This is a genomic window from Bacillus sp. FJAT-42315 (assembly GCF_002797375.1).
GTDB lineage: Bacteria > Bacillota > Bacilli > Bacillales > Domibacillaceae > Bacillus_CE.
Genome location: NZ_KZ454941.1, coordinates 1,882,277 through 1,903,332 on the forward strand (window position 1 = coordinate 1,882,277; position 21,056 = coordinate 1,903,332).

Genomic DNA, 21,056 nt, shown 5'->3' on the forward strand with positions numbered 1-21,056 from the left:
GTGTGATGTCATTTTTCAATAAGTAACTTGTAATCGCTGGTGTTTTGTATGCGGCATCTGCGGCCACAGCTTCAGGCTTCCCTACTTTTTCAATCACTTTCTCTACCAATGGCTCTAACATCTGACTGTCGTGTGTATTTCCAGGCGTCACCATCGTGCCGAGTACAAAACCTTTGCGATCCGTAGCTGCGTGAAAGGAGTAGGCGAACTGTTTCGTACGTTCGTCTTTCACATAGTAGCCACTCTCTGGATCAGTCGTGCTTTCTTTGATTTCTTTGGATTCTTCTTTATCAAACTTGTCCGGTGGAAACGGCTTTTTTCCATGGTCTTCACGATCTTGATTAATCTCTTCTTGGAGGCGTTCTTGATACGCTCTTGTTTCTTTGCGAACCACTTTCTTTTCGAATTTGCGCTTATTCGCACTCGCCTTCACATGAGTAGAATCCACAAAAACGTGTTCGGCACTGATTAACTTCTTCTCCGCAGCTACCTTTAATATACGATAGAAAATTTGTTCAAACAGGTCGGTATCTTTAAAACGACGCTCATAATTTTTCCCGAACGTAGAGAAGTGTGGCACTTTATCATGAAAGCCGTAACCTAAGAACCAGCGATAAGCCATGTTCGTTTCCACTTCTTCAATTGTTTTACGCATCGAGCGAATCCCGAAGGTGTATTGAATGAATGTCAGCTTCACCAAAATCACTGGATCAATGCTCGGACGACCTACTTCTGAATACATATCCTTCACTAAGTCATAAATAAAAGAGAAATCAATCGCGGCCTCAATTTTACGAACTAAATGATTTTCCGGCACTAATTGATCGAGAGCGATCATTTCTATTTGATCTCGTTGAATAGGATTATGTTTCGAAAGCATGGTCCTCACCTCAAAATTTATATTACTTCCATTTTATATTAAAAAAGACTGTAGGCAAACTCCATAAAATCGAGTTTGTCTACAGTCTGAAAGCAGGGAAAACCCTGCTTTTTTGTTTGTCTAAAATTCAAACCTTAGTATTTTTAATGCTGAGGTACTTTAAATTCTCCTTAATTTTAATCTAAACTGGAGATAAGACTAACATATAAGGAGGCGCAATATGGACGGAAACCCAGATGATATTCAACTTATCAGTCAGCTAGACAGGACGAAAACAGATGCTTGGCAGGAATTACGCGCTGTCGCGAAAGAGATGACGGCTAAGGGGCGTGATGTGAAATGGGTAGGCGGAGTGCTTCAGCCTGATGGAACATACAGTTTAAGCCATCCTGCTTATAGTGAACGAGTGAGTAAAACCATTGGACTACTATATACTGTTGGCGCAGTGACTCCTTTGTACTCTTGGATGGATTATGGGCTGTCAGACTACTTGTCAGATGGCGATTTGAGCGTTGCGGATGCGATTCGGGCGGCTACTTTTGTAGTGCGTGGTGAGCGGTTTACGAATGGAGCAATTGCTGATGCAATTCAGAAAGGCTTGCTAGATGCAATTTTGGATGCCCTGATCGAATGGTACGACAAGGAATGAAAATTGCATTGGAGTAGTTTCTTGGGAAGAACAACAAAACTTAAAATTAATATTAGTGCAATGGTTCTATAATTAGGTATAATGGAATTAAATAGCAAGATAATTGTCACGTGTGATGGCAAAGTAAAGATTTCTGATTTACTCTAGCATGTAGAAACTACATACTAGAGGGAAGTGCGGCGGATGAGATTGGAGGAAGGAGAAGAGTTTTGAGGAATTTATCTTTTTAGTAGTTACAATAGATGTAAAATTTGTTCTTTATGATCGGTTGAATTTTCAATATTTCAACAGATGTTTTTGAAAGATGAGTAAGAACATAACATAGATTTTATTTATAGAAAGAGATTGTAAATCTGTTGAACATAGTTTGAAAGTGCATGAAACTAGAATTCAAGTGAGGAGGAAGTTAGTTGGAAATATTAAAACACGTAATGAAAGAAGAATTGCTAAAAATTAAAGAATTAGATCCTAAGACTGAACTTAGCAATTTAGATTTTAAAGAGGTATTTTCTATTAAAGGTACACACGGAATTGAGGTTGCTAAGGATATAGCAGCATTTGCTAATACTAAAGGTGGACACATTATATTTGGTGTTACAAATGATTTTGTTTGGATTGGTCTAGATGATAAAAGTGATGCTAAGATTGACGAATCTCAAATTGGACAATTATGTGAAAAATATATAGATGGTTATGTAGAAATAACTTATTCTATTCATGAAATAGATGAAAAGGAATTTTTAATGCTCTATATAGCTCCATCAAATGCTATCCATCCTTTTAAAATTGTCGGACAATATGAACGGAAGCTTCGCAATGGGCGTACGCGTTCAGAAGTAGTTTTTAGAGAAGGAGATGTATACTGTAGGAGAGGAAGTAGAAGTGTTAAAGCCGATCATCTTTTTTACAAGCAAAAAAAGCAAAATTTTAGTGTGGTACACAACCTTCCTTCTCCCCCATTTCACGATTTTATAGGTCGGAGGGATCAACTAGAAAAAACTCATGAATTATTGATTCATGAAAATACCCGTTTATTGCAAGTGAATGGCATAGGTGGTATAGGAAAAACTTCTCTTGTATATCATTACTGTGATTTACTGACTAAAAACGAATTAGAACACGAATTTGAATTTGTGATTTGGATGAGTGGTAAGCGTACTATATTTACTCCAGATGGTGAGAAAAAAGTTAAGAGTTTCATTGCTTCGTATAGAGATGTTATTTCTGAAGTATCGTACTTCCTAGGAGATGAAAAGAAAGAGATTGAAGAAATTACTGAGTTAGCTGGCTATGTTGATGAGTTAATTCAAAATCATAAGATTCTTTTAGTTGTCGATAATATGGAAACGCTTATCGAGGAGAACCTTATTACATTCCTATTTAATTTACCTAGAAATGTAAAAGCTATTCTTACTACAAGAGAGTCTATAAGTAATTTTCAAATGAGTACGATTACTCTCAATGGATTTAAAAATGATGATGAATTTGAAGAATTTATTGAACGGGAATATAAACGCAGAAAAGATGAATCATTTTTCACAAAGTACAAAGATCATTTACCCGCAATTTATGAATACACTCAAGGAATGCCTTTGGCAATTCAATTAATAACAAATCAACTTGCGCTAGATGTAGATGTTAACTATATCATGGAGAAATTAGAATCGGGAAAAACTTACGAATCTTTATTGAGTTTTTGTTTTCGAGGTTCTATAGAAAAGCTTGACTATATACAAAAGAGTATTATTTATATCTTATCTATTCCTGAAACAGATGAATTTTTTAGTATTGAGGAACTTAAATATATTAGTAGTTTTTCAGATGATGAAATTGCTCAAGGGTTGCAGAGATTGTCCGTTCTTTCTCTATGCTATAAAGAAAGAACGTTTGATGATAAAGCTGGATATGCCTCACCGCATTTAACTAAAATTTATGTTAGGCAGTTTGATTTTGAAAATAAACATGAAATTATTTTACAATATGAAAAATACCTAAAAGAACGTTCTCAAATTGCACTAACAGATGAACAATACATAATAAAAAGTAGAGCTAATAATCATGAACAGAGAATAGCAGCTTTAAAAGTAAAAGATATTATGTCTATTCACTATTTTGACGGTTATGATACAGCAATTAAGCTACTGGATGAGAAAATTAGTGAAGTACCAGATTTTGCGTATTTACATTATCTCAAAGGAATTATTGAAAAACAGTCTTCTTTCTATCAGTCACCAGATGAGGCTCGAAAGTCATTTAGTAGAGCAACAGAGTTAGACCCATTATTAATTGAAGCGTGGATTGAATGGGGATATTTAGAACAGGGAGTAAAGCAATGGCAACGTAGCTATCAATATTTTGAGCAAGCTCTTAATATTGATAAAAATAGTCCGCGTGCTAACCATGGTTATGCTCGAACATTATCAATGTTATCTTTCCGTAAGAATGACCAAAAATCAGCTAAACAAGCAATTGAGCATTTTAAAAAAGGGTATTATATAAACCCGACAGAAAATCAACAGAAACATGCAAATGCTATTAATGCCCATGCTTATGCAAAGCATCTACAAAATAACTTAGCTGATTTGGAAAATGCTTTCAAAGTATGTGAACAAGGCTTGACATATCAGCCTAAAAATGACCGTTTAAGTACTTTAAGAGGCGAACTGAGGAAATTACTTGCAGAGGGCCAAACAAAGGAAACAATTAGAACTTCTAACAAAACTTCAAGTTCCTTCAAAACTAGTAAAACACATGAAAAATCAAGAAGGTTTGATCAAAAGAATGATTATAAGATAAGAGAAGAAAAAAATAGACAGAAACAAGCAACGGTTTTTGAATCCGTACCAGAAGATATATTAAAAAAACTAAAAGAAATAACTAAACAATAACTTTTTTAACAAGCGTGTTGATTAACCAAATTTAGACAGGTTTCTCCTGTCACGATCAAAATAGTAATATAGAAATGAGATCATCTGATCCTACCACGAGAAGGGGAATGTGCCTGTCAAAAGCATGCACTGAAAAGCCACGGACGACAAGTTCGGCTTAGAAATAGAAGATTTTGTTTGCCTATATAACCAATGAAGCAGCACATAAGCAATTAAGGCGGCAACAAGCTGGTTGAATATCGCATTTTCGGTCGTGCCAAATAAAATTGACACATTCAAACTTTGCTTGATCCAGCGAAAAAAGGTTTCGATGACCAAGCGTGCTTTGTATATTTTGGCAACTTCTTCAGCCGAAATTATGAAGCAAGCTGGTCACGACGCGAATTTTTCGTCCTTCGTTAACCTTAAAAATCACCACCCGATGCCGTTTTTGGGAACGATATTGGACAGATCCAAGTAGACAAGTCATATCACGCGTCACGTTTGAGTACTTTTGTGGCAGGCGTTGTAAGGGTTTTACACGAGGTAACTCCACATTTCCCTTCATTCGTATGACGAAATCTTGCCCTTCTTCAAGAAAGCGATCGATTCGTTGAATTTTAAAATAAGCACGTTCTTCTACTAAAATGAATCGAGAGTTGGCGAGGTGTTCACCAATCGGTCCATGGTGTGTCAGACCAGTGGATTCAACGACTTTCAAAGGCATTTGTATCTCTAATGAAAAACTCACATGAAGCTTGATGCTTGATCGTTCGCTGTGACAAACTGCCCAAAGAAGTTGAGTTTTTCCGACAGTGATTGTAGTATAATCCACGAGAAGTAAGTGCTTAGGCATCTCTAACGTTCGCAGAATGGCTCGGTTACATTTGCGAACTACTAAATCAAATACGTTCTTCATTAACTCGTAATCAAGCTGGCCCATTTTTTTAGACAGAGTGGAATAGTTAACATCGCCAAGACCAGCCGGTGAGCCAACGTCCGCATAGTAGCGCAAGTTTTTCCACTTGCAAGCAGCTGCCATGACAAGGTACTGGATCAATGTTTTGACATTCAGTTTTCGCGTGGTATCTTCATAACCAATCAGTTCCATTAATGGTTTTAGCTCTTCATCTGAATCAAATTCGGGAACCTGGTATTCTATTTTATGGGGACACCTCTTCTCGTTTATGTTTGGTCGTACTTACATTTTTCAAAAAAGATTCGAGTGTGTAAAAAACTCATTAGTATATAAATTGCACAAAGATGGTAGGGAAATGAAACAATACTATCTTATTGAACGCAGAGATATTTTACGTTTATCTCAGCAAAAAGTCGTTGATAGAGCTGGTATCGCTCATGCTTACTACTAGTTTATCTGGCTTAAAGAGCTATTAGTTTCACAAATATCTCAGACTAGAAGTTGTTGATAAACAACCATCATTTTTAACCCAAATTAATCAGACAGCAAACACCTAAACCCTTGACACCATAGCATGTTAAGAGTAATAATAAGAATTAACTTGAATAGTATATCCTTCGGGGCAGGGTGAAATTCCCTACCGGCGGTGATGAGCTAATGCTCTTAGTCCGTGAACTGCATACGGTTTCGTTTGTGGTTGATTCGGTGAAATTCCGAAGCCGACAGTGATAGTCTGGATGGGAGAAGGATGAGGCGTTTTTAAAAATTGGATTTTTAGACGCTTATTTGGTTATGCCATTTATGCCCCTTGTTTTTTATAAATAAGGGGCTTTTGTCGATTGATGGGCTGTCAATTGATGTGTTTCATTGGACGAGTTGGAAAGAGAGGAGCGAGGGCTAGGGACGATGTTACGAGAACATTATATGAAGATCGCGTTGTCGCTCGCTGAAGGAGTTCGAGGTCAGACGTCGCCGAATCCACCGGTGGGAGCTGTTGTGGTGAAGGATGGTCGTGTGATTGGCATGGGTGCCCATATGAAAGCGGGAGAGGGCCATGCGGAGGTTCATGCATTGGCCGCTGCTGGTGAGGAAGCAAGGGGAGCGGAGTTGTATGTGACGCTTGAGCCTTGTTCTCATTATGGGAAGACGCCACCTTGTGCGGATTTGACGATTGCGAGAGGGATTAAGAAAGTGTATATCGCTGTTAAGGACCCGAATCCGGCGGTGGCTGGAAGAGGGATTGACAGGTTGCGAGCGGCCGGGATTGAAGTGGAGACCGGCATTTGCGAGCAGGAAGCTTCGGAATTATTAGCACCATTTTTTCATTTTATTCAAACGAAAACACCATACGTCACGATGAAAACAGCCATAACAGCCGATGGCAAAACAGCTGCGTATACCGGACATAGTCGCTGGATTACGAGTGAAAAGGCAAGAGAGGATGTGCACTATATTCGCCATCAGCAAGATGCGATTTTAGTTGGCATCAATACCGTTTTACAAGATAACCCCATCTTAACCACCCGTCTGCCCCAGGGAGGTAAACACCCCATTCGAGTTGTATTAGATACGCATTTGCGGATTCCGCTTACCGCCAATGTTGTGAAAAATAAACAAGCGGAAACGATCGTTGTTTGTGGACAAGAGGCGCCGCAGGCAAAAGAGCTGCAATTAATCGAACAAGAGGTGAAAGTGATTCGCTTACAAACGCGTGAGATTGATATTCCACTTTTACTGAAAAAGCTCGGCGACATTGGCATTATGACGATGCTCGTAGAAGGCGGAAGCGAGGTCAATGCGTCTTTTATCGAAAAACGAGCGTTTCAAAAGATGTTGATTTATGTTGCACCGAAAGTGATCGGCGGGAAGCTGGCGCCAACTGCGGTTGGTGGTCAAGGGTTTGCGATCATGGATGAAGCCGTTCCATTAACGTTCGAAAAAGTTGAAATTATTGGACAAGATATAAAAATAACCGCTTCGCCGAAAGAAGGATGTGAAACGAATTGTTCACAGGAATTATAGAAGAAATCGGCACAGTGGAAAGCGTGAAAGCGGGTGCTCAATCATTAGAGTTAGCGATCCGAGCAGAAACTGTGCTTGAAGATGTGAAGCTCGGCGACAGTATCGCGGTCAACGGTGTTTGTTTGACGGTGACAAGTTTTACCGCTACTCATTTTACCGCTGATGTGATGCCAGAAACGTTTCATGCGACGTCACTACGTGTGTTAACTCGTGGATCGAAAGTGAATGTAGAGCGAGCGATGGCAGCGAATGGTCGCTTCGGTGGACATTTCGTCTCCGGTCATATCGATGGCGTTGGCACGATCGTCAGTAAAAAAAGAGTAGAAAACGCGCTGTATATCGACATTGAATTTTCTGAAGAGTATGCCCACTATTTTTTACACAAAGGTTCAGTCGCGTTGGATGGCACGTCGTTAACGATTTTTGCGGTAGACGATAAGAAGCTAACGATTTCGCTTATTCCCCACACGCAAGAGGAAACGATTTTAGCCGAGAAAAATATCGGTGATCTAGTCAATATTGAATGTGATTTGTTGGCAAAATATATTGAGCGAATGCTTGGTCACAAAAAAGAAGAGGAGACTTCTACGATTACGATGGATTTATTAGAGAAGCACGGATTTGCATAATACAGACAGGGGTGAACGCGCATGTTTGCAACAATCGAAGAAGCATTAGCAGATTTAAAGCAAGGGAAAGTCGTCATCGTTGTCGATGATGAGGATCGGGAAAATGAAGGTGATTTTATCGGTTTAGCTGAATTTGCCGATGCGGAAATGGTCAATTTCATGGCGAAAATGGGACGTGGCTTGATTTGCGTGCCTGTCGAGGAAGAGGTCGCTGAGAAGCTCGGCTTGAAAATGATGGTGACGAATAATACGGACAGTCACGGCACGGCGTTTACGGTCAGTATTGACCACCAAACAACGCATACCGGCATTAGTGCGTTTGAGCGGGCGACGACGATTCAAGAAATGTTAAACGATAAAGCCGTCCCAGAGGATTTCAAGCAGCCTGGTCATATTTTCCCGCTTGTTGCCAAAAAAGGCGGCGTGTTGAAGCGGGCAGGGCATACAGAAGCAGCGGTTGATTTGGCTCATCTGGCGGGAGCGAAAGGCGCGGGCGTTATTTGTGAAATTATGAAAGAGGACGGTTCGATGGCGCGCCTGCCGGATTTAGTGACGATGGCTGAGGAGCTAGGCTTAAAGCTAATTACGATTCAACATTTAATTGAGTATCGCCGTAAAAAGGAAGAGTTAATTACTCGCGAAGTGGAGATTGACTTACCGACGGATTTTGGTCACTTTCAAGCGGTCGGTTTTACCGAAAAGCTGTCTGGCAAAGAGCATGTTGCGCTAGTGAAAGGAAATGTGAATGATGGCGAGCCGGTGCTCGTTCGCGTCCATTCGGAATGTTTAACTGGAGATGTGTTCGGGTCTTGCCGCTGTGATTGCGGTCCTCAACTAGCGGCGGCGTTGCGACAAATTGAAGCCGAGGGACGAGGAATTTTACTGTATATGCGCCAAGAAGGTCGCGGCATTGGGCTGATTAATAAGTTAAAGGCGTATAAACTGCAGGAACAAGGGCTGGATACGGTCGAAGCAAACGAGAAATTAGGATTTGCCGATGATTTGCGAGATTACGGCATTGGTGCCCAAATTTTACGCAATCTCGGGGTGAAGGAGATGCGACTGTTGACGAATAATCCGCGCAAGATTTCTGGCTTAAAAGGTTACGGGCTTGAAGTCGTGGAGCGCGTACCGATCGAGATGCCACCGAAAGCGGAAAATCGGCAATATTTAGAGACGAAAATATCGAAGCTTGGGCATATGCTACATTTATCATAAGGGAGAGATTTGAGATGAGCAGAATATACGAAGGAAATTTAATTGGTACAGGGTTAAAAATTGGGATCGTTGTCGCACGTTTTAATGAATTTATTACGGGCAAGCTGTTAAGCGGAGCGGAAGATGCGTTCCGTCGTCATGGAGTCAATGAAGAGGATGTCGAGATTGCTTGGGTGCCAGGCGCTTTTGAAATTCCGTTAATTGCGAAAAAGATGGCGGATAGCGGCAAGTATGATGCAGTGGTGACATTAGGAACGGTCATTCGTGGTTCTACTGCTCATTTTGAATACGTGAGCAATGAAGCGACAAAAGGAGTGGCTCAAGCGGCGATGCAATCGGGTGTGCCAGTGATCTTTGGTGTATTAACGACTGATACGATTGAGCAAGCGATTGAGCGTGCCGGAACGAAAGCTGGCAACAAAGGCTGGGAAGCGGCGGCTACGGCGATTGAAATGGCGAATCTTGTGAAGTCAATCGAAGGGTAAATGAGAAAGAAGGTGGCGAGGGCCACCTTCTTTTTTATGGACGTAACTGATATGGCTTCATATTCTCATTTAATGCTCGCATCGTATATCCATTGTCTTGTAAGTATTTTAGCAGAGTAGGCAAAGATTGAGCCGTTGTTGGCTTTTCGTGTAATAAGATGATTTCGCCGTTGCCTTGTGCTCTCCCTGGGCTTAAATGATTCATGACATGATTGACATAGGATGGACTACGGAATTTCCAGTCGAGACTATCAACCGTCCAATCCCATAGCTTAAAGCCCGCTTCATTCGACTTTTGCTTATATTCTGGCGTCATATGAGGGAACGATCCGTAAGGTGTCCGAATTAAATGTGTTTCATGCCCGGTAATTTCTTTAATCGCTTTTTGACCAGCTGTCATTTCATCCACAACCGCTTGAGCGTTGCGATACACTTGTTTGACATCATGTGTCACACCATGCATACCGACCGCATGACCTCTTTTGACCATTTCTTTCACTGCTTCTGGATGCTTGCGAATATTTGGCTCCATCATGAAGAATGTGGCTTTGGCGTTATATTGATCAAGAATATCTAGTAGCTTCATCGAGACAGGGAAAGGGCCATCATCAAATGTTAAATAGACGGTTTTTTCTTCAGCTGGAATGGCAGGAACTGGCGCGATTTGTGGGAACTTTTTTTGTTCCTCTTCTTTTTTCTGTTTCTGAGCGGCCGCTACTTCTTGCTTCGCTTGCTCTTTTGCTTCTTCCGCTTTTTGGATTTTCTCTTTTTTCTCGACCTCTTTTTGTTGAGCTAAAGCAACTGTTTGTTTTTTTTGTATTAATTGGTAGGTTGCCAAGCTAAAAGAAACAAATAATAATACAGTAATAATCATCAGTAATCGAATGTTGCCGTTCTTTCTTTTCTCTCTTGCTCTCAATGAAACTCACTCCACTTTCCTTTTTTAATGCTATGTAATGGTAAAATATACCTTGTTGAATAAAAATGACTGAAGCGGCGAAATAACTTTTCTCGTATATATTAACATATTTATTCATATAAAAATAGAAATCTATGGAAGATTACAAAAAAACTATTTTTCTGATAATTGTTTTGGTAGAAAACGTCGTTGTTCTTGACGAATGTCTTTGTTAAAATACGATTTGTGGCTGTTTGTGAAAGCAAATAGCGGGTAGGGAGAGGGCGCTGTACGAGAGGTACATGTAGATGAAGAAGAATGGAGGATTTTTTCAATTAGTTGAGCACGGCACGACGGTCAAAAGAGAGGTGACAGCGGGAGCGATTGGTTTTTTCACGATCATTTATATCGTGGCGGTCAATTCCCTTATTTTGTCGGAGGCGGGGATCCCGTTTGAAGGAGCGGTCGTTGCCACGATTTTAAGCGCCTTTTTTGGCTGTGTGATGATGGCTTTTTGGGCGAATGCACCGATTTTATTAGTGCCGGGCATGGGGATCAATGCGATGTTCGCCTATACGTTCGTTCAGTCGATGGGATTGAGCTGGCAGGAAGCACTCGGAGTAGTTGTGATTTCAGGGCTTATTTTTATGCTTGTGTCCTTGACGAAAATGGCAGATCGGCTAAATGCGGCGATTCCAACGACATTAAAGGAAGCCATTTCAGTCGGACTTGGCTTATTTTTAATGCTGATTGGGTTAGAAAAAGGCGGGTTGATCGTTCGTGGTGAAAATGCGATCGTGGCGTTAGGAGATTTGAGTGACCTGTCTGTCATGATTACGATGGCGACGTTACTGTTTGCCTTGTTTGTATTTATTAAAGGCTTACAAGGTGGCTTCTTGTGGAGCATTCTGTTCGGGACGTTGTTAACAGCCGTGTGTGGCTTGCTTCCGGAAGTGGACGAGACATCTATTTCCTTTACAACCTATAAGGACGTATTCGGCGCTTTTTCGTTTAGTCGTTGGATGGAAATTCCGTTTTGGACGGCCGTCTTTTCACTAACGATGGTGCTTGTGTTTGAAAACATCGGTCTTGTGCACGGACATAATGAGTTTGCTGGTCACCCTGAAAAGTTCAAGCGCGGTCTTCAAGCGACAGCCGCATCCACTTTCACTTCAGGTTTATTCGGAACGAGTCCAACGGTAGCGACGGTGGAGACATCAGCGGCGATTGCGGCTGGGGGGCGAACAGGTTTGACTCCTTTGACGACTGGTATGCTATTTTTATTGTCCATCTTGGCAATTCCTTATATGAAATGGATTCCAGATATGGCGATTGCCCCTGTCCTCATTATTATTGGCGGACTGATGGTGCAAAATATTCGTCATTTGGACTTGTCGGAATTAACCGAAGCCTTCCCGGCAATTTTCATCATCGTGATGATTCCATTTACGTATAGTATTGCGGATGGTATGGCGATCGGCTTTATTCTGTATCCGTTGTTGAAAGTCATCACCGGTAAAGGAAAAGAAGTGTCGTGGCTATTGTATGTCATTGCGACTTTGTTCTTTTTTAATTTCGTGCTGCATTATATATAAGTAGAAAGTGGTGGGGGAAACTCCACCACTTTTTATATTTTTTGCAACATTTGATCTCTTTCATAGACCATCGCCCCCCACATTTGGTATGCTATAAAAAAAGTTTTTGCAAAACGAAGGAGAGAGAGAAATGGAGATTAAAGTAACGAAATGCCACGGATCAAGCAATGATTTTTTATTAATAGATGAGTGGACGCATGGGTATTCTTTTACGGAGGAAGAGAGAAGAGAGTTGTCACTAGCGCTATGTGACCGATCGTCAAGTCTTGGGGCAGACGGGATCTTGTTTGTGATGGAGAGTAAGCAAGCTGATGCGAAGATGCGAATTTTTAATTCAGATGGGTCGGAAGCGTCGATGTGTGGCAATGGGCTTCGTTGTTTAGGGCGTTACGTGTGCGATCTGCTTGGGAAAGATGAAATTGTTGTTGAGACGATGAAGGCGGATTTGCAGGTGAATCGTGAAGAAGATCTGTATGAGAACGTTCCGACTTATCGAGTGGAAATTTCGCCTGTGCTGTTTGAACTGGAGCACTTGCCGATGAATGTAGAAGGGAAGACGACGTTATTAAATGAATACGTGAGTGAATTATCTGATTCGCTTCCGTTTTCTGCAGCGGCTGTGCCGAATCCACATTTGATTGCGATGGTCGATCAAGAGGAGTTAGCTTCTGACGTTCAAAAAACGATTAGTGAAAAATTGAATGGCCCGAACGATATTTGCCCGGATGGGGTCAATGTTAGTTTTGTTCATTTTATTGAAGAAGGTCAAATTTACGTTCGTACGTTTGAGCGTGGAGTTGGGTTCACGAATGCATGCGGTACAGCGATGTCGGCTTCTAGCTTAGTGACTTGTTTATTAGGTTTTAACCAATTTGATCAACCGATTGACGTCTATAATAACGGCGGGCAAGTCCGCTGTGTCGCTCATCCAAAAGGCGGGGATGAATTTTATATCGATTTAATCGGCAATGCGACTTATCTTTATGATGTTGATGTCACAGTTGATGTAAACAATCCAACAGCTTTTACGATTGGAGAGAAGCGTGATCGCAATGAACAAGCTCAATATGAAAAGCTTGGACAGTCGGTGAAGGATCTGTTAGTCGAAAAAGGGATCATTTAATGAAAAAGGGGCCGTATAGCCTCTTTTTCATTTTTACATTAGGAAGGAGAAATACGTTTGAATCAAGAAGAGAAACAACGAACGGCGATGTATTATGCGATATTACTTGCTTTATTAGCTTTTTTTACATGGAGTTTTACAGAAATTGTTGAAGCGTTACAAGCAGATAAAGTCGAAACGTTTGATTTAGCGATCATTCATGAAGTGCAGTCGTGGATCAATGAGGGACGGACGAGCAAGATGGTCTTTATTACCAATCTAGGTTCTGTTCAATGGATGACGGCAGGAACCATTCTGGTGGCGGCGATTCTTTTCGTGAAAAAGCGATGGAGCTACGCCTTATTTTTTGTATTAACGGTGTCATTAGGTGGAGCGTTTAATGGGTTTTTAAAAGACGTGTTTAAGCGGCAACGACCAGAGATTTTACGCTTGATCGAGCAAGGTGGGTACAGCTTTCCGAGTGGGCATTCGATGGGCTCGTTTATTTTTTACGGGGCGATCGCGTTTTTATTATTTGAACTGTTGCGTCATCGTTGGGCTAAAATTACGGGGACAATGGCCGCATTTTGCCTCATTCTTTTTATTGGGCTGACACGTATTTACTTAGGCGTCCATTACCCGAGTGATGTTATTGCTGGCTTTACGGCTGGAGCGGCGTGGTTAATTTTCTGTGTTGCCGCTTTTCATTATTATCAAGACCGTATTCATCGGAAGAAAGAATAATCCTTCTTTTGCGTGTTACACTAACATAAATGGAGGTGTACGGTAACGTGGGAGAGTTTCTTGAAATAGTGGGAAAAGCAAGCATCATGCTCTTGGTAGGGATTGTGTTGTTAAGAATTGCTGGTAGAAAGTCGGTCACACATATGACGGTTGCTCAAACGATGATCATGATTTCGATCGGCTCGATTATTATTCAACCATTTATTGAGCATAAAGTGTTTGGTTCGATCATTGCAGCCTGTGTATTTATCGCTATTTTACTATTGATGGAGTGGGTGCAACTTAAATTTAATTTCATGGAATGGCTGTTGACTGGAGTGGCGATTCCTGTTATTCAAGATGGGAAGATTATTGAAAAGAATTTAAAAAAGCTGCGTTATACAGTGGACCAGCTGGAGATGAATTTAAGAGAACGAGGAGTTTCTAGTATTGATCATGTGAAGTGGGCGACGGTGGAAGCGAATGGGAAAATCGGTCATGAATTGAAGGAAGAACATAAGCCGTTAACGAAAAAGGATTTGTATGATATGTTACCTCACTTAGCTCCTCCACCAACCGAGAAGCCGGCTGGACCGCTTTTTCAAGAAACAGACCCACAAGCTTCTCTCCCGCCTGTTCCAGATCGGTTACATTAAAAGCATACATAGATGAAATTAAGTTCAAAAGAAGTAGACTTAATCGTGATGAAAGCGAAGAAAGAGCATCTATTAGCCGACCAAGCAAGAATATGTGTGGCCAATCAAATTAAATGGTCAGCGCCAACCCGTGATCAAGGTAAGCATTAAGAAATGCTTGGCGTTATGACAAATTCCTAGTTCCTTCATATACTATCATGACAGACAATTAGGAAGGGAATGGGATGGATGTATAATTATTATGACTTTGAGGAGGGGCTTCGCCAAAATCAAAGCCTATTTAGAGATATTAATCAGGCGACAAATGATGAATATCAAGCGATTCAATATTATTCGGCTTTAGCGAATATGGCGCCGAATAATCAAATTAAGCAAACAATTTTAGGGATTCGCCAAGATGAAATTCGGCATTTTAATTGGTTTAGTCGCAGTTATCATCGATTAACTAACCACTTTCCAAATTTAACGATTGCTACTCCTCCAAAGAGTTTTCGCGAAGGTGTGAAAGAATCATTGAAAGATGAAGGGAAAACGCCTGCCTTTTATCGAAGCATTGCCGCTCGTACAACGGATGAAGCGACAAGACGACGTTTTTTACGAGCCGCCGATGACGAAGCTCGCCATGAACAGTTATTTAAACAAATTGCTAGGCAGACGGGCATTCGTGAATTATCATGAGAGAAACGACGAGAACCTATAACATAGTAGGGTCTCGTCGTTTGTTTTTGTCATCATTATTTACCGATAAACATTTGTGTCCAGTAAATCCCTTGGCTGCCGCCTTTATGGTAGCCGACGCCGATGTGCGTATAATTTTTGCTTAAGATATTTGCTCGATGGCCGGAGCTATTCATCCATGCATTGACAACAGCTTGCGGAGTTTGTTGACCAGCAGCGATATTCTCTCCGGCTGATCGGTAATTAATCCCGAACGCTTTCATCATATCGAACGGTGAACCGTATGTCGGGCTCGTATGTGAAAAATAGCCCTTGTTTGCCATATCTGCTGACTTGTAGCGGGCGACTCGACACAGCTCCCAATCGGTTGCTAGCGGCGCTAGTCCGTTCTTCTGTCGCTCGACATTTGTTAATTTGATGACCTCTTGCTCGAAATTCTTCACGTCTGTCAAGAGTGGTATTTTCAGTACTTGGTTTGGATAAATCAAACTAGGTGTTTTAACTTGTGGGTTCGCGTTAATGATCTCTTGCAAACCAATCTGGAACTTTACAGCGATGCGCCACATACTGTCACCTGGCTTTACCGTATACGATTGGTAATTACTTTGGGCGTGTGACAAGCTTGGAAAGGCTAGTGAGAAAGCTAAAATCGTTAGCAAGATGATCCTTTTCATACGATCTCTCCTTTCTTTAAATAACGATTTTAGTATGTAAAAAAGCGAGTGAAGCTATACAACCTCTTAATCATTATCCAATAACTTCTATATGAACGAAGCGAAAGTATGCTCATATTTCATATTCAAGAGATATTGACATGTCATCCCAAAATAAATATGATAATAATTAAATCGTAATTATTACGTTTTATATCAATTAAGGTATCTAAGGCAATTAGCCGAAAAATAGTCTCATTTTGCCGAAAAAACGGATGTTTTTGCCGATTTTTCGGCATTGCATTAAAAATAAACATTATATTTTGAATATTTTACGTTTTTTTTCGTTGGCATACTCCTTGCATATAGATAGTGACTACCATTAAGGAGGAATGAACAATGAAAGCAGCTGTTGTCAACGAATTTAATCAACAATTAGAGGTGAAAGAGGTACCGAAACCAACATTAAACGCGGGAGAAGTTCTCGTAAAAATAGAAGCATGTGGCGTTTGTCATACTGATTTACATGCAGCTCACGGTGATTGGCCAGTCAAACCGAAGCTACCATTAATTCCTGGTCATGAAGGTGTTGGGATTGTTGAAGAAGTAGCGAGTGATGTTCATTCGGTTAAAGTAGGGGATCGAGTGGGGATTCCTTGGTTATATTCTGCTTGTGGTGAATGTGAATATTGTTTAAGTGGCAGAGAAACGCTTTGTCCCGATCAATTAAACGGTGGCTACTCTGTTGACGGTGGCTATGCGGAATATTGTAAAGCTCCAGCTGCTTACGTGGCGAAAATTCCCGATGGATTAGATCCGGTTGAAGTTGCCCCAATTCTTTGTGCCGGAGTAACGACATATAAAGCATTAAAGGTATCGGAAGCAAAGCCTGGAGATTGGGTTGCCATTTATGGCATTGGCGGTCTTGGGCATATCGCTCTTCAATATGCTAAAGCGATGGGATTCAATGTAGTTGCTGTCGATATTCAAAAGGAAAAACTAGACTTAGCGACTAAGCTAGGCGCAGATCATACAGTGAACGGTATGGAAACGGACCCGGTAGAAGCGATTCAAAAAGCGGTTGGCGGTGTACAAGCAGCGATCAGTGTAGCTGTTACGAAAAAAGCGTTTGAACAAGCGTATCAATCCGTGAAGCGCGGCGGTAGCTTAGTCGTTGTTGGTTTACCAAATGATGAGCTTCCAATTCCGATTTTTGATACGGTGTTAAATGGTGTAACTGTGAAAGGTTCGATTGTTGGAACGAGAAAAGATATGCAAGAAGCGCTAGATTTTGCTGCTCGTGGAAAAGTTCGTGCGATTATTGAATCAGCCCCATTAGATGCGATCAATGACGTATTTGACCAAATGGAAAAAGGAAAAATTAATGGTCGAATCGTGTTAACTATGTAGGTTTGTGTAGGATTTTGTAAACGCTTTATCAAAATGTATGTAGTGTGGTACGGACAAACAGGGGAGGGAATGACATGATCTATGCTCAACCAGGACAAGCTAATGCAAAAGTAAACTTTAAGAAGAGGTATGACAACTGGATTAATGGCGAGTGGACAGCTCCAGTCAATGGTGAATATTTTTCCAACTTCACACCTGTCACGGGAGAAGCGTTCTGTGAAGTGGCTCGTTCTCAAGAAGAAGATGTTGAAAACGCACTAGACGCTGCTCATGCAGCGAAAGAAGCATGGGGGAAAACTTCTCCAACGGAGCGCGCGATTATATTAAACAAAATCGCTGATCGTATGGAAGAAAATTTAGAAATGCTTGCGGTCGCTGAAACGTGGGATAACGGCAAAGCAGTTCGTGAAACATTGAATGCTGATTTACCACTAGCAATTGATCACTTCCGTTACTTTGCTGGAGCGATTCGCGCTCAAGAAGGCTCTTTAAGCCAAATTGATGAGAAAACAGTCGCTTACCATTTCCAAGAGCCGCTTGGCGTTGTTGGTCAAATCATTCCTTGGAATTTTCCGCTCTTGATGGCGGTTTGGAAACTGGCTCCTGCTTTAGCCGCTGGAAACTGTGTTGTTCTTAAACCGGCCGAGCAAACACCTGCTTCGATCCTAGTGTTAGCTGAGCTGATTGGTGATCTTTTACCTCCAGGAGTCGTTAATATTGTTAACGGTTTCGGCTTAGAATGCGGTAAGCCACTTGCGACTAGCCCGCGAATTGCGAAAGTCGCGTTCACGGGAGAAACAACGACTGGCCGCTTAATTATGCAATATGCGTCACAAAATATTATTCCTGTCACACTTGAGCTTGGTGGAAAATCACCGAATATTTTCTTTGAAGATGTGATGGCTCAAGATGACGCTTACTTAAATAAAGCAGTTGAAGGATTTGTTCTATTCGCTTTGAATCAAGGGGAAGTATGTACATGTCCATCGCGAGCGCTCATTCAAGAATCGATCTATGATCAATTTATGGAGCGAGCATTAGAACGTGTGAAGCAAATTAAAACAGGCAACCCACTAGATACGGAAACAATGATGGGGGCTCAAGCTTCCAATGAGCAAATGGAGAAAATTCTTTCCTATATTGATATCGGTAAACAAGAAGGAGCCGCTTGCTTAACAGGTGGTGAGCGCAATCAATTTGCTGGCTTTGAAAATGGCTATTATATGAAGCCAACGGTCTTTAAAGGCGATAACAGCATGCGTATTTTCCAAGAAGAAATCTTTGGGCCTGTTGTGTCTGTCACTACGTTTAAGGATGAAAAAGAAGCACTGCAAATTGCCAATGATACGTTATATGGACTTGGTGCCGGTGTTTGGTCAAGAAATATGAATCTTGCTTATCAAATGGGGCGCGGTATTCAAGCCGGGCGTGTGTGGACGAACTGTTATCATGCGTACCCAGCTCACGCGGCATTTGGTGGTTATAAAATGTCAGGAATCGGACGTGAAAATCACTTAATGATGCTTTCTCACTACCAACAAACGAAAAACCTTCTCGTCAGCTATAGCGAGGATGCTCTTGGATTCTTCTAAGAAAAGGGGGCGTTTCTAATTGTTGAACGCGTAACTGCAACAGAAGAAGCCTTACAATTAATTGAGAAGTTAAAGGAGAGACATGGTCCTCTTATGTTTCATCAGTCCGGTGGTTGCTGTGATGGTAGCTCGCCAATGTGCTATCCAGAAGGAGAGTTTTTAACTGGACGAAGCGATGTCTTATTGGGGAAAATTGGTGATTGCCCTTTTTATATGAATGCGGCTCAGTTTGACTATTGGAAACATACACAGTTAATCATCGATGTCGTTGATGGTCAAGGAGGGATGTTTTCATTAGAAGGACGAGAAGGCAAGCGTTTTCTCACTAGATCACGTATTTTTACTGAAGAAGAACGAGCGAGTTTAAATTAGTAATGTCACCCCCTGTGGAGAAGTTCTCTGCAGGGGATTTTGACTTGAAAGAAAACGTTGCTACTGCTGGCATTTCACTTTAATATGAAAGTAGTAAACTGTTAAAAAAAAGGAGGGGTTTATCTGTGAAAGGTAAATGGTTACTAGCAAGCATCGTCATATTTCTTTTAACTGTTAACACAGCTTATGCAAACAGCAAAACAAACGTTTCTAAAGTGAGCGGAGAATACACGGTGACAGCCAATCAATTAAACGTTCGCTCCGGGCCGAGTACAAAGCATAAAATGATTGGTAGTTTGCGCAAAGGAAGCACGATTCAAGTGACGGGTAAAACAACGAATAACTGGTATCGTTTTACCTATAATAAAAAAGAAGCATATGTCAGTGGTGCTTATTTAAAAAGAAAAACAAACGAACAAATTTCTCCGGCAATGATTGCGAAAACAAAGACTGCTCAAAAAACCGATCAAATTGTCACCGTTGTTGGAAGCGGAAGTAAGGCTTATGTCGAATATTGGGAGAAAAATAAAGTCGGGCAGTGGACGAGATCGTTTAAAACGACGGGACATGTCGGCAGTAAGGGAGTCGGGCAAGCAAAGGAAGGCTCGAAACGAACACCGAAAGGCGCGTATAAACTAGGCTTTGCTTTTGGTCACTCGAATCCTGGAACAAAAATGCCTTTTAAACAAATCACGAAAAATTCTTATTGGATCTCCAACCCGAAAGATCCTCAATACAATACATGGCAAGAGCGAACGAAATCAAGCAGATTAGATGAGCGTTTAATCAATTATCGCGTGCAATACAAGTATGCCATTGTGATTAACTATAATACATATAAGCCGGTCAAAGGAGCGGGCAGTGCTTTCTTCTTACATGTTGATAGCGGCCGACCGACAGCTGGATGTGTATCGGTTTCGGAATCTCATATGCGTCAGTTGATGAGGCAACTTCATGACAATGCTCATATTATTATTGTGAACAGTCAAAGTGAAATTGCGAAGTATTAAGAGTGTAAAAGGTACGGAGACATTATAGAAATATTAAACTTTCCACTGTTTTTATAGTGGTAGACATCTTTACTGCTAATATAGTAATATTTAGAAAAGTTAATATTTGTTATTAAACAGGTGCTATATTTATTCGACATATTTATAGCTTAAAAGGGAAGTTCGGTGAAAGTCCGGCACGGTTCCCGCCACTGTAAGTCAGAGCAACCTGAAACATGCCACTGTGAATAACGGGAAGGCTCAGGAAGTGTAGAAGACAAGTCAGGAGACCTGCCCGTTTAATGAACACGAAATAACCTACGGGATATAGGGGATGTTGACGGAAAATGTGATCGTTATGCTAGCTTTATGCATAGACAATCTTTTTGTGAGCATTTAAACTCTCCGGGTTTAAATGCTCTTTTTATTTGTCAAAAAAATATATGACATGATGTGAAGGGGGAATCACCGATCAAGCAAGTACAAACAGTTTCCATCGAAAAAAGAAAGAAACCTATCGTCAATTATAAGTTGTCGCTTTTTCTTTTTTTTTTAATTAGTGTTCTTGTTGTTTCTATTACGATCGCGGTTATGGTAGGGCCTGTATCGATTCATCCGCTGACAGTATGGAAGATTGCTCTGTCAAAAACCTTTTCTCTTGAAGGGGTTATTACGAGGGATTGGTCAGCCGCTCAAGAAAATATTATCTGGAATTTAAG

The 21,056-nt window shown here is 41.0% G+C and carries 21 protein-coding genes and 3 riboswitches (1 of these 24 cut by a window edge); of the genes, 16 read left to right on the top strand and 5 right to left on the bottom strand.

Annotated features, from left to right (window positions below; translation table 11 throughout):
* Positions 1–880, bottom strand: an 880-nt coding sequence (locus tag CEF22_RS09250; RefSeq protein WP_157843276.1) for an IS1182 family transposase, incomplete at its 3' end; no start/stop codon positions are given.
* 220 nt (positions 881–1,100) lie between these two features.
* Here CEF22_RS09250 and CEF22_RS09255 point away from each other — a divergent pair.
* Positions 1,101–1,529, top strand: coding sequence for a DUF6508 domain-containing protein (locus CEF22_RS09255; protein WP_100402628.1), 429 nt, complete (start codon positions 1,101–1,103; stop codon positions 1,527–1,529).
* Positions 1,530–1,939: 410 nt separating this feature from the next.
* Entirely contained in the window at positions 1,940–4,417 is a 2,478-nt protein-coding gene (locus CEF22_RS09260) for an ATP-binding protein (protein ID WP_100402629.1), read from the top strand.
* A 90-nt stretch (positions 4,418–4,507) separates the two neighbouring features.
* Here CEF22_RS09260 and CEF22_RS18930 read toward each other — a convergent pair whose 3' ends face one another.
* Both CEF22_RS18930 and CEF22_RS18935 read right to left on the bottom strand, forming a co-directional pair.
* Positions 4,508–4,735, bottom strand: a complete 228-nt coding sequence (locus CEF22_RS18930; RefSeq protein WP_157843206.1) for a hypothetical protein — start codon at positions 4,733–4,735, stop codon at positions 4,508–4,510.
* Between the two features lie 28 nt (positions 4,736–4,763).
* The gene (locus CEF22_RS18935) at positions 4,764–5,507 is read right to left on the bottom strand and encodes a transposase (protein ID WP_100402631.1); all 744 of its coding nucleotides are present in this window, start codon (positions 5,505–5,507) and stop codon (positions 4,764–4,766) included.
* A 417-nt stretch (positions 5,508–5,924) separates the two neighbouring features.
* Positions 5,925–6,068, top strand: a riboswitch (FMN riboswitch).
* Between the two features lie 114 nt (positions 6,069–6,182).
* Between CEF22_RS18935 and ribD the strand changes: the two genes are divergently transcribed.
* From ribD to ribH, 4 genes are read left to right on the top strand one after another with little or no spacing between them, the layout of a single operon-like run.
* Complete coding sequence (gene ribD, locus CEF22_RS09280) at positions 6,183–7,337, top strand: bifunctional diaminohydroxyphosphoribosylaminopyrimidine deaminase/5-amino-6-(5-phosphoribosylamino)uracil reductase RibD (RefSeq protein ID WP_442857361.1); 1,155 nt, start codon at positions 6,183–6,185, stop codon at positions 7,335–7,337.
* On the top strand, positions 7,319–7,966 hold the full coding sequence (gene ribE / locus CEF22_RS09285) for a riboflavin synthase (protein ID WP_100402634.1): 648 nt from the start codon (positions 7,319–7,321) through the stop codon (positions 7,964–7,966). The genes ribD and ribE overlap by 19 nt, the downstream gene beginning before the upstream one ends.
* Positions 7,967–7,987: 21 nt before the next feature.
* Entirely contained in the window at positions 7,988–9,184 is a 1,197-nt protein-coding gene (locus CEF22_RS09290; protein ID WP_100402635.1) for a bifunctional 3,4-dihydroxy-2-butanone-4-phosphate synthase/GTP cyclohydrolase II, read from the top strand.
* A 14-nt stretch (positions 9,185–9,198) separates the two neighbouring features.
* A complete protein-coding gene (gene ribH, locus CEF22_RS09295) occupies positions 9,199–9,669 on the top strand; it encodes a 6,7-dimethyl-8-ribityllumazine synthase (RefSeq protein WP_100402636.1) in 471 nt (156 codons plus the stop codon).
* A 34-nt stretch (positions 9,670–9,703) separates the two neighbouring features.
* Here the strand turns inward: ribH and CEF22_RS09300 are convergent, their stop codons facing one another.
* Positions 9,704–10,588 (bottom strand): polysaccharide deacetylase family protein, encoded by an 885-nt coding sequence (locus CEF22_RS09300; RefSeq protein WP_100402637.1) that lies wholly within the window; start codon positions 10,586–10,588, stop codon positions 9,704–9,706.
* A gap of 287 nt (positions 10,589–10,875) precedes the next feature.
* On the opposite strand from CEF22_RS09300, the gene CEF22_RS09305 reads away from it, so the two are divergent.
* The 6 genes from CEF22_RS09305 to CEF22_RS09325 all read left to right on the top strand — a co-directional run bounded on the left by CEF22_RS09305 (position 10,876) and on the right by CEF22_RS09325 (position 15,321).
* A complete protein-coding gene (locus CEF22_RS09305; protein ID WP_100402638.1) occupies positions 10,876–12,162 on the top strand; it encodes an NCS2 family permease in 1,287 nt (428 codons plus the stop codon).
* A 130-nt stretch (positions 12,163–12,292) separates the two neighbouring features.
* Entirely contained in the window at positions 12,293–13,285 is a 993-nt protein-coding gene (gene dapF / locus CEF22_RS09310; protein ID WP_095481085.1) for a diaminopimelate epimerase, read from the top strand.
* A 57-nt stretch (positions 13,286–13,342) separates the two neighbouring features.
* Positions 13,343–14,008, top strand: coding sequence for a phosphatase PAP2 family protein (locus CEF22_RS09315; RefSeq protein ID WP_100402639.1), 666 nt, complete (start codon positions 13,343–13,345; stop codon positions 14,006–14,008).
* A gap of 47 nt (positions 14,009–14,055) precedes the next feature.
* Complete coding sequence (locus CEF22_RS09320; RefSeq protein WP_232726090.1) at positions 14,056–14,643, top strand: DUF421 domain-containing protein; 588 nt, start codon at positions 14,056–14,058, stop codon at positions 14,641–14,643.
* Positions 14,644–14,655: 12 nt separating this feature from the next.
* A complete protein-coding gene (locus tag CEF22_RS18510; RefSeq protein WP_157843207.1) occupies positions 14,656–14,793 on the top strand; it encodes a hypothetical protein in 138 nt (45 codons plus the stop codon).
* A 78-nt stretch (positions 14,794–14,871) separates the two neighbouring features.
* Positions 14,872–15,321, top strand: coding sequence for a ferritin-like domain-containing protein (locus tag CEF22_RS09325; RefSeq protein WP_232726091.1), 450 nt, complete (start codon positions 14,872–14,874; stop codon positions 15,319–15,321).
* 56 nt (positions 15,322–15,377) lie between these two features.
* On the opposite strand, the gene CEF22_RS09330 is transcribed toward CEF22_RS09325, so the two are convergent.
* Positions 15,378–15,995, bottom strand: coding sequence for a CAP domain-containing protein (locus CEF22_RS09330; protein WP_100402642.1), 618 nt, complete (start codon positions 15,993–15,995; stop codon positions 15,378–15,380).
* 378 nt (positions 15,996–16,373) lie between these two features.
* Here CEF22_RS09330 and adhP point away from each other — a divergent pair, with 378 nt between their 5' ends.
* The 4 genes from adhP to CEF22_RS09350 all read left to right on the top strand — a co-directional run bounded on the left by adhP (position 16,374) and on the right by CEF22_RS09350 (position 20,358).
* Entirely contained in the window at positions 16,374–17,384 is a 1,011-nt protein-coding gene (adhP, locus tag CEF22_RS09335; RefSeq protein ID WP_100402643.1) for an alcohol dehydrogenase AdhP, read from the top strand.
* Positions 17,385–17,458: 74 nt separating this feature from the next.
* Complete coding sequence (gene adh / locus CEF22_RS09340) at positions 17,459–18,976, top strand: aldehyde dehydrogenase (RefSeq protein WP_100402644.1); 1,518 nt, start codon at positions 17,459–17,461, stop codon at positions 18,974–18,976.
* Positions 18,977–18,994: 18 nt separating this feature from the next.
* Positions 18,995–19,348 carry a DUF779 domain-containing protein gene (locus CEF22_RS09345; protein ID WP_095481078.1) on the top strand — a complete coding sequence of 118 codons (354 nt, stop codon included), beginning with the start codon at positions 18,995–18,997 and terminating at the stop codon, positions 19,346–19,348.
* Between the two features lie 125 nt (positions 19,349–19,473).
* Positions 19,474–20,358 (top strand): SH3 domain-containing protein, encoded by an 885-nt coding sequence (locus CEF22_RS09350; protein WP_100402645.1) that lies wholly within the window; start codon positions 19,474–19,476, stop codon positions 20,356–20,358.
* Between the two features lie 101 nt (positions 20,359–20,459).
* Positions 20,460–20,650, top strand: a riboswitch (cobalamin riboswitch).
* Between the two features lie 334 nt (positions 20,651–20,984).
* Positions 20,985–21,056, top strand: a riboswitch (cobalamin riboswitch); it runs 114 nt beyond the window's last position.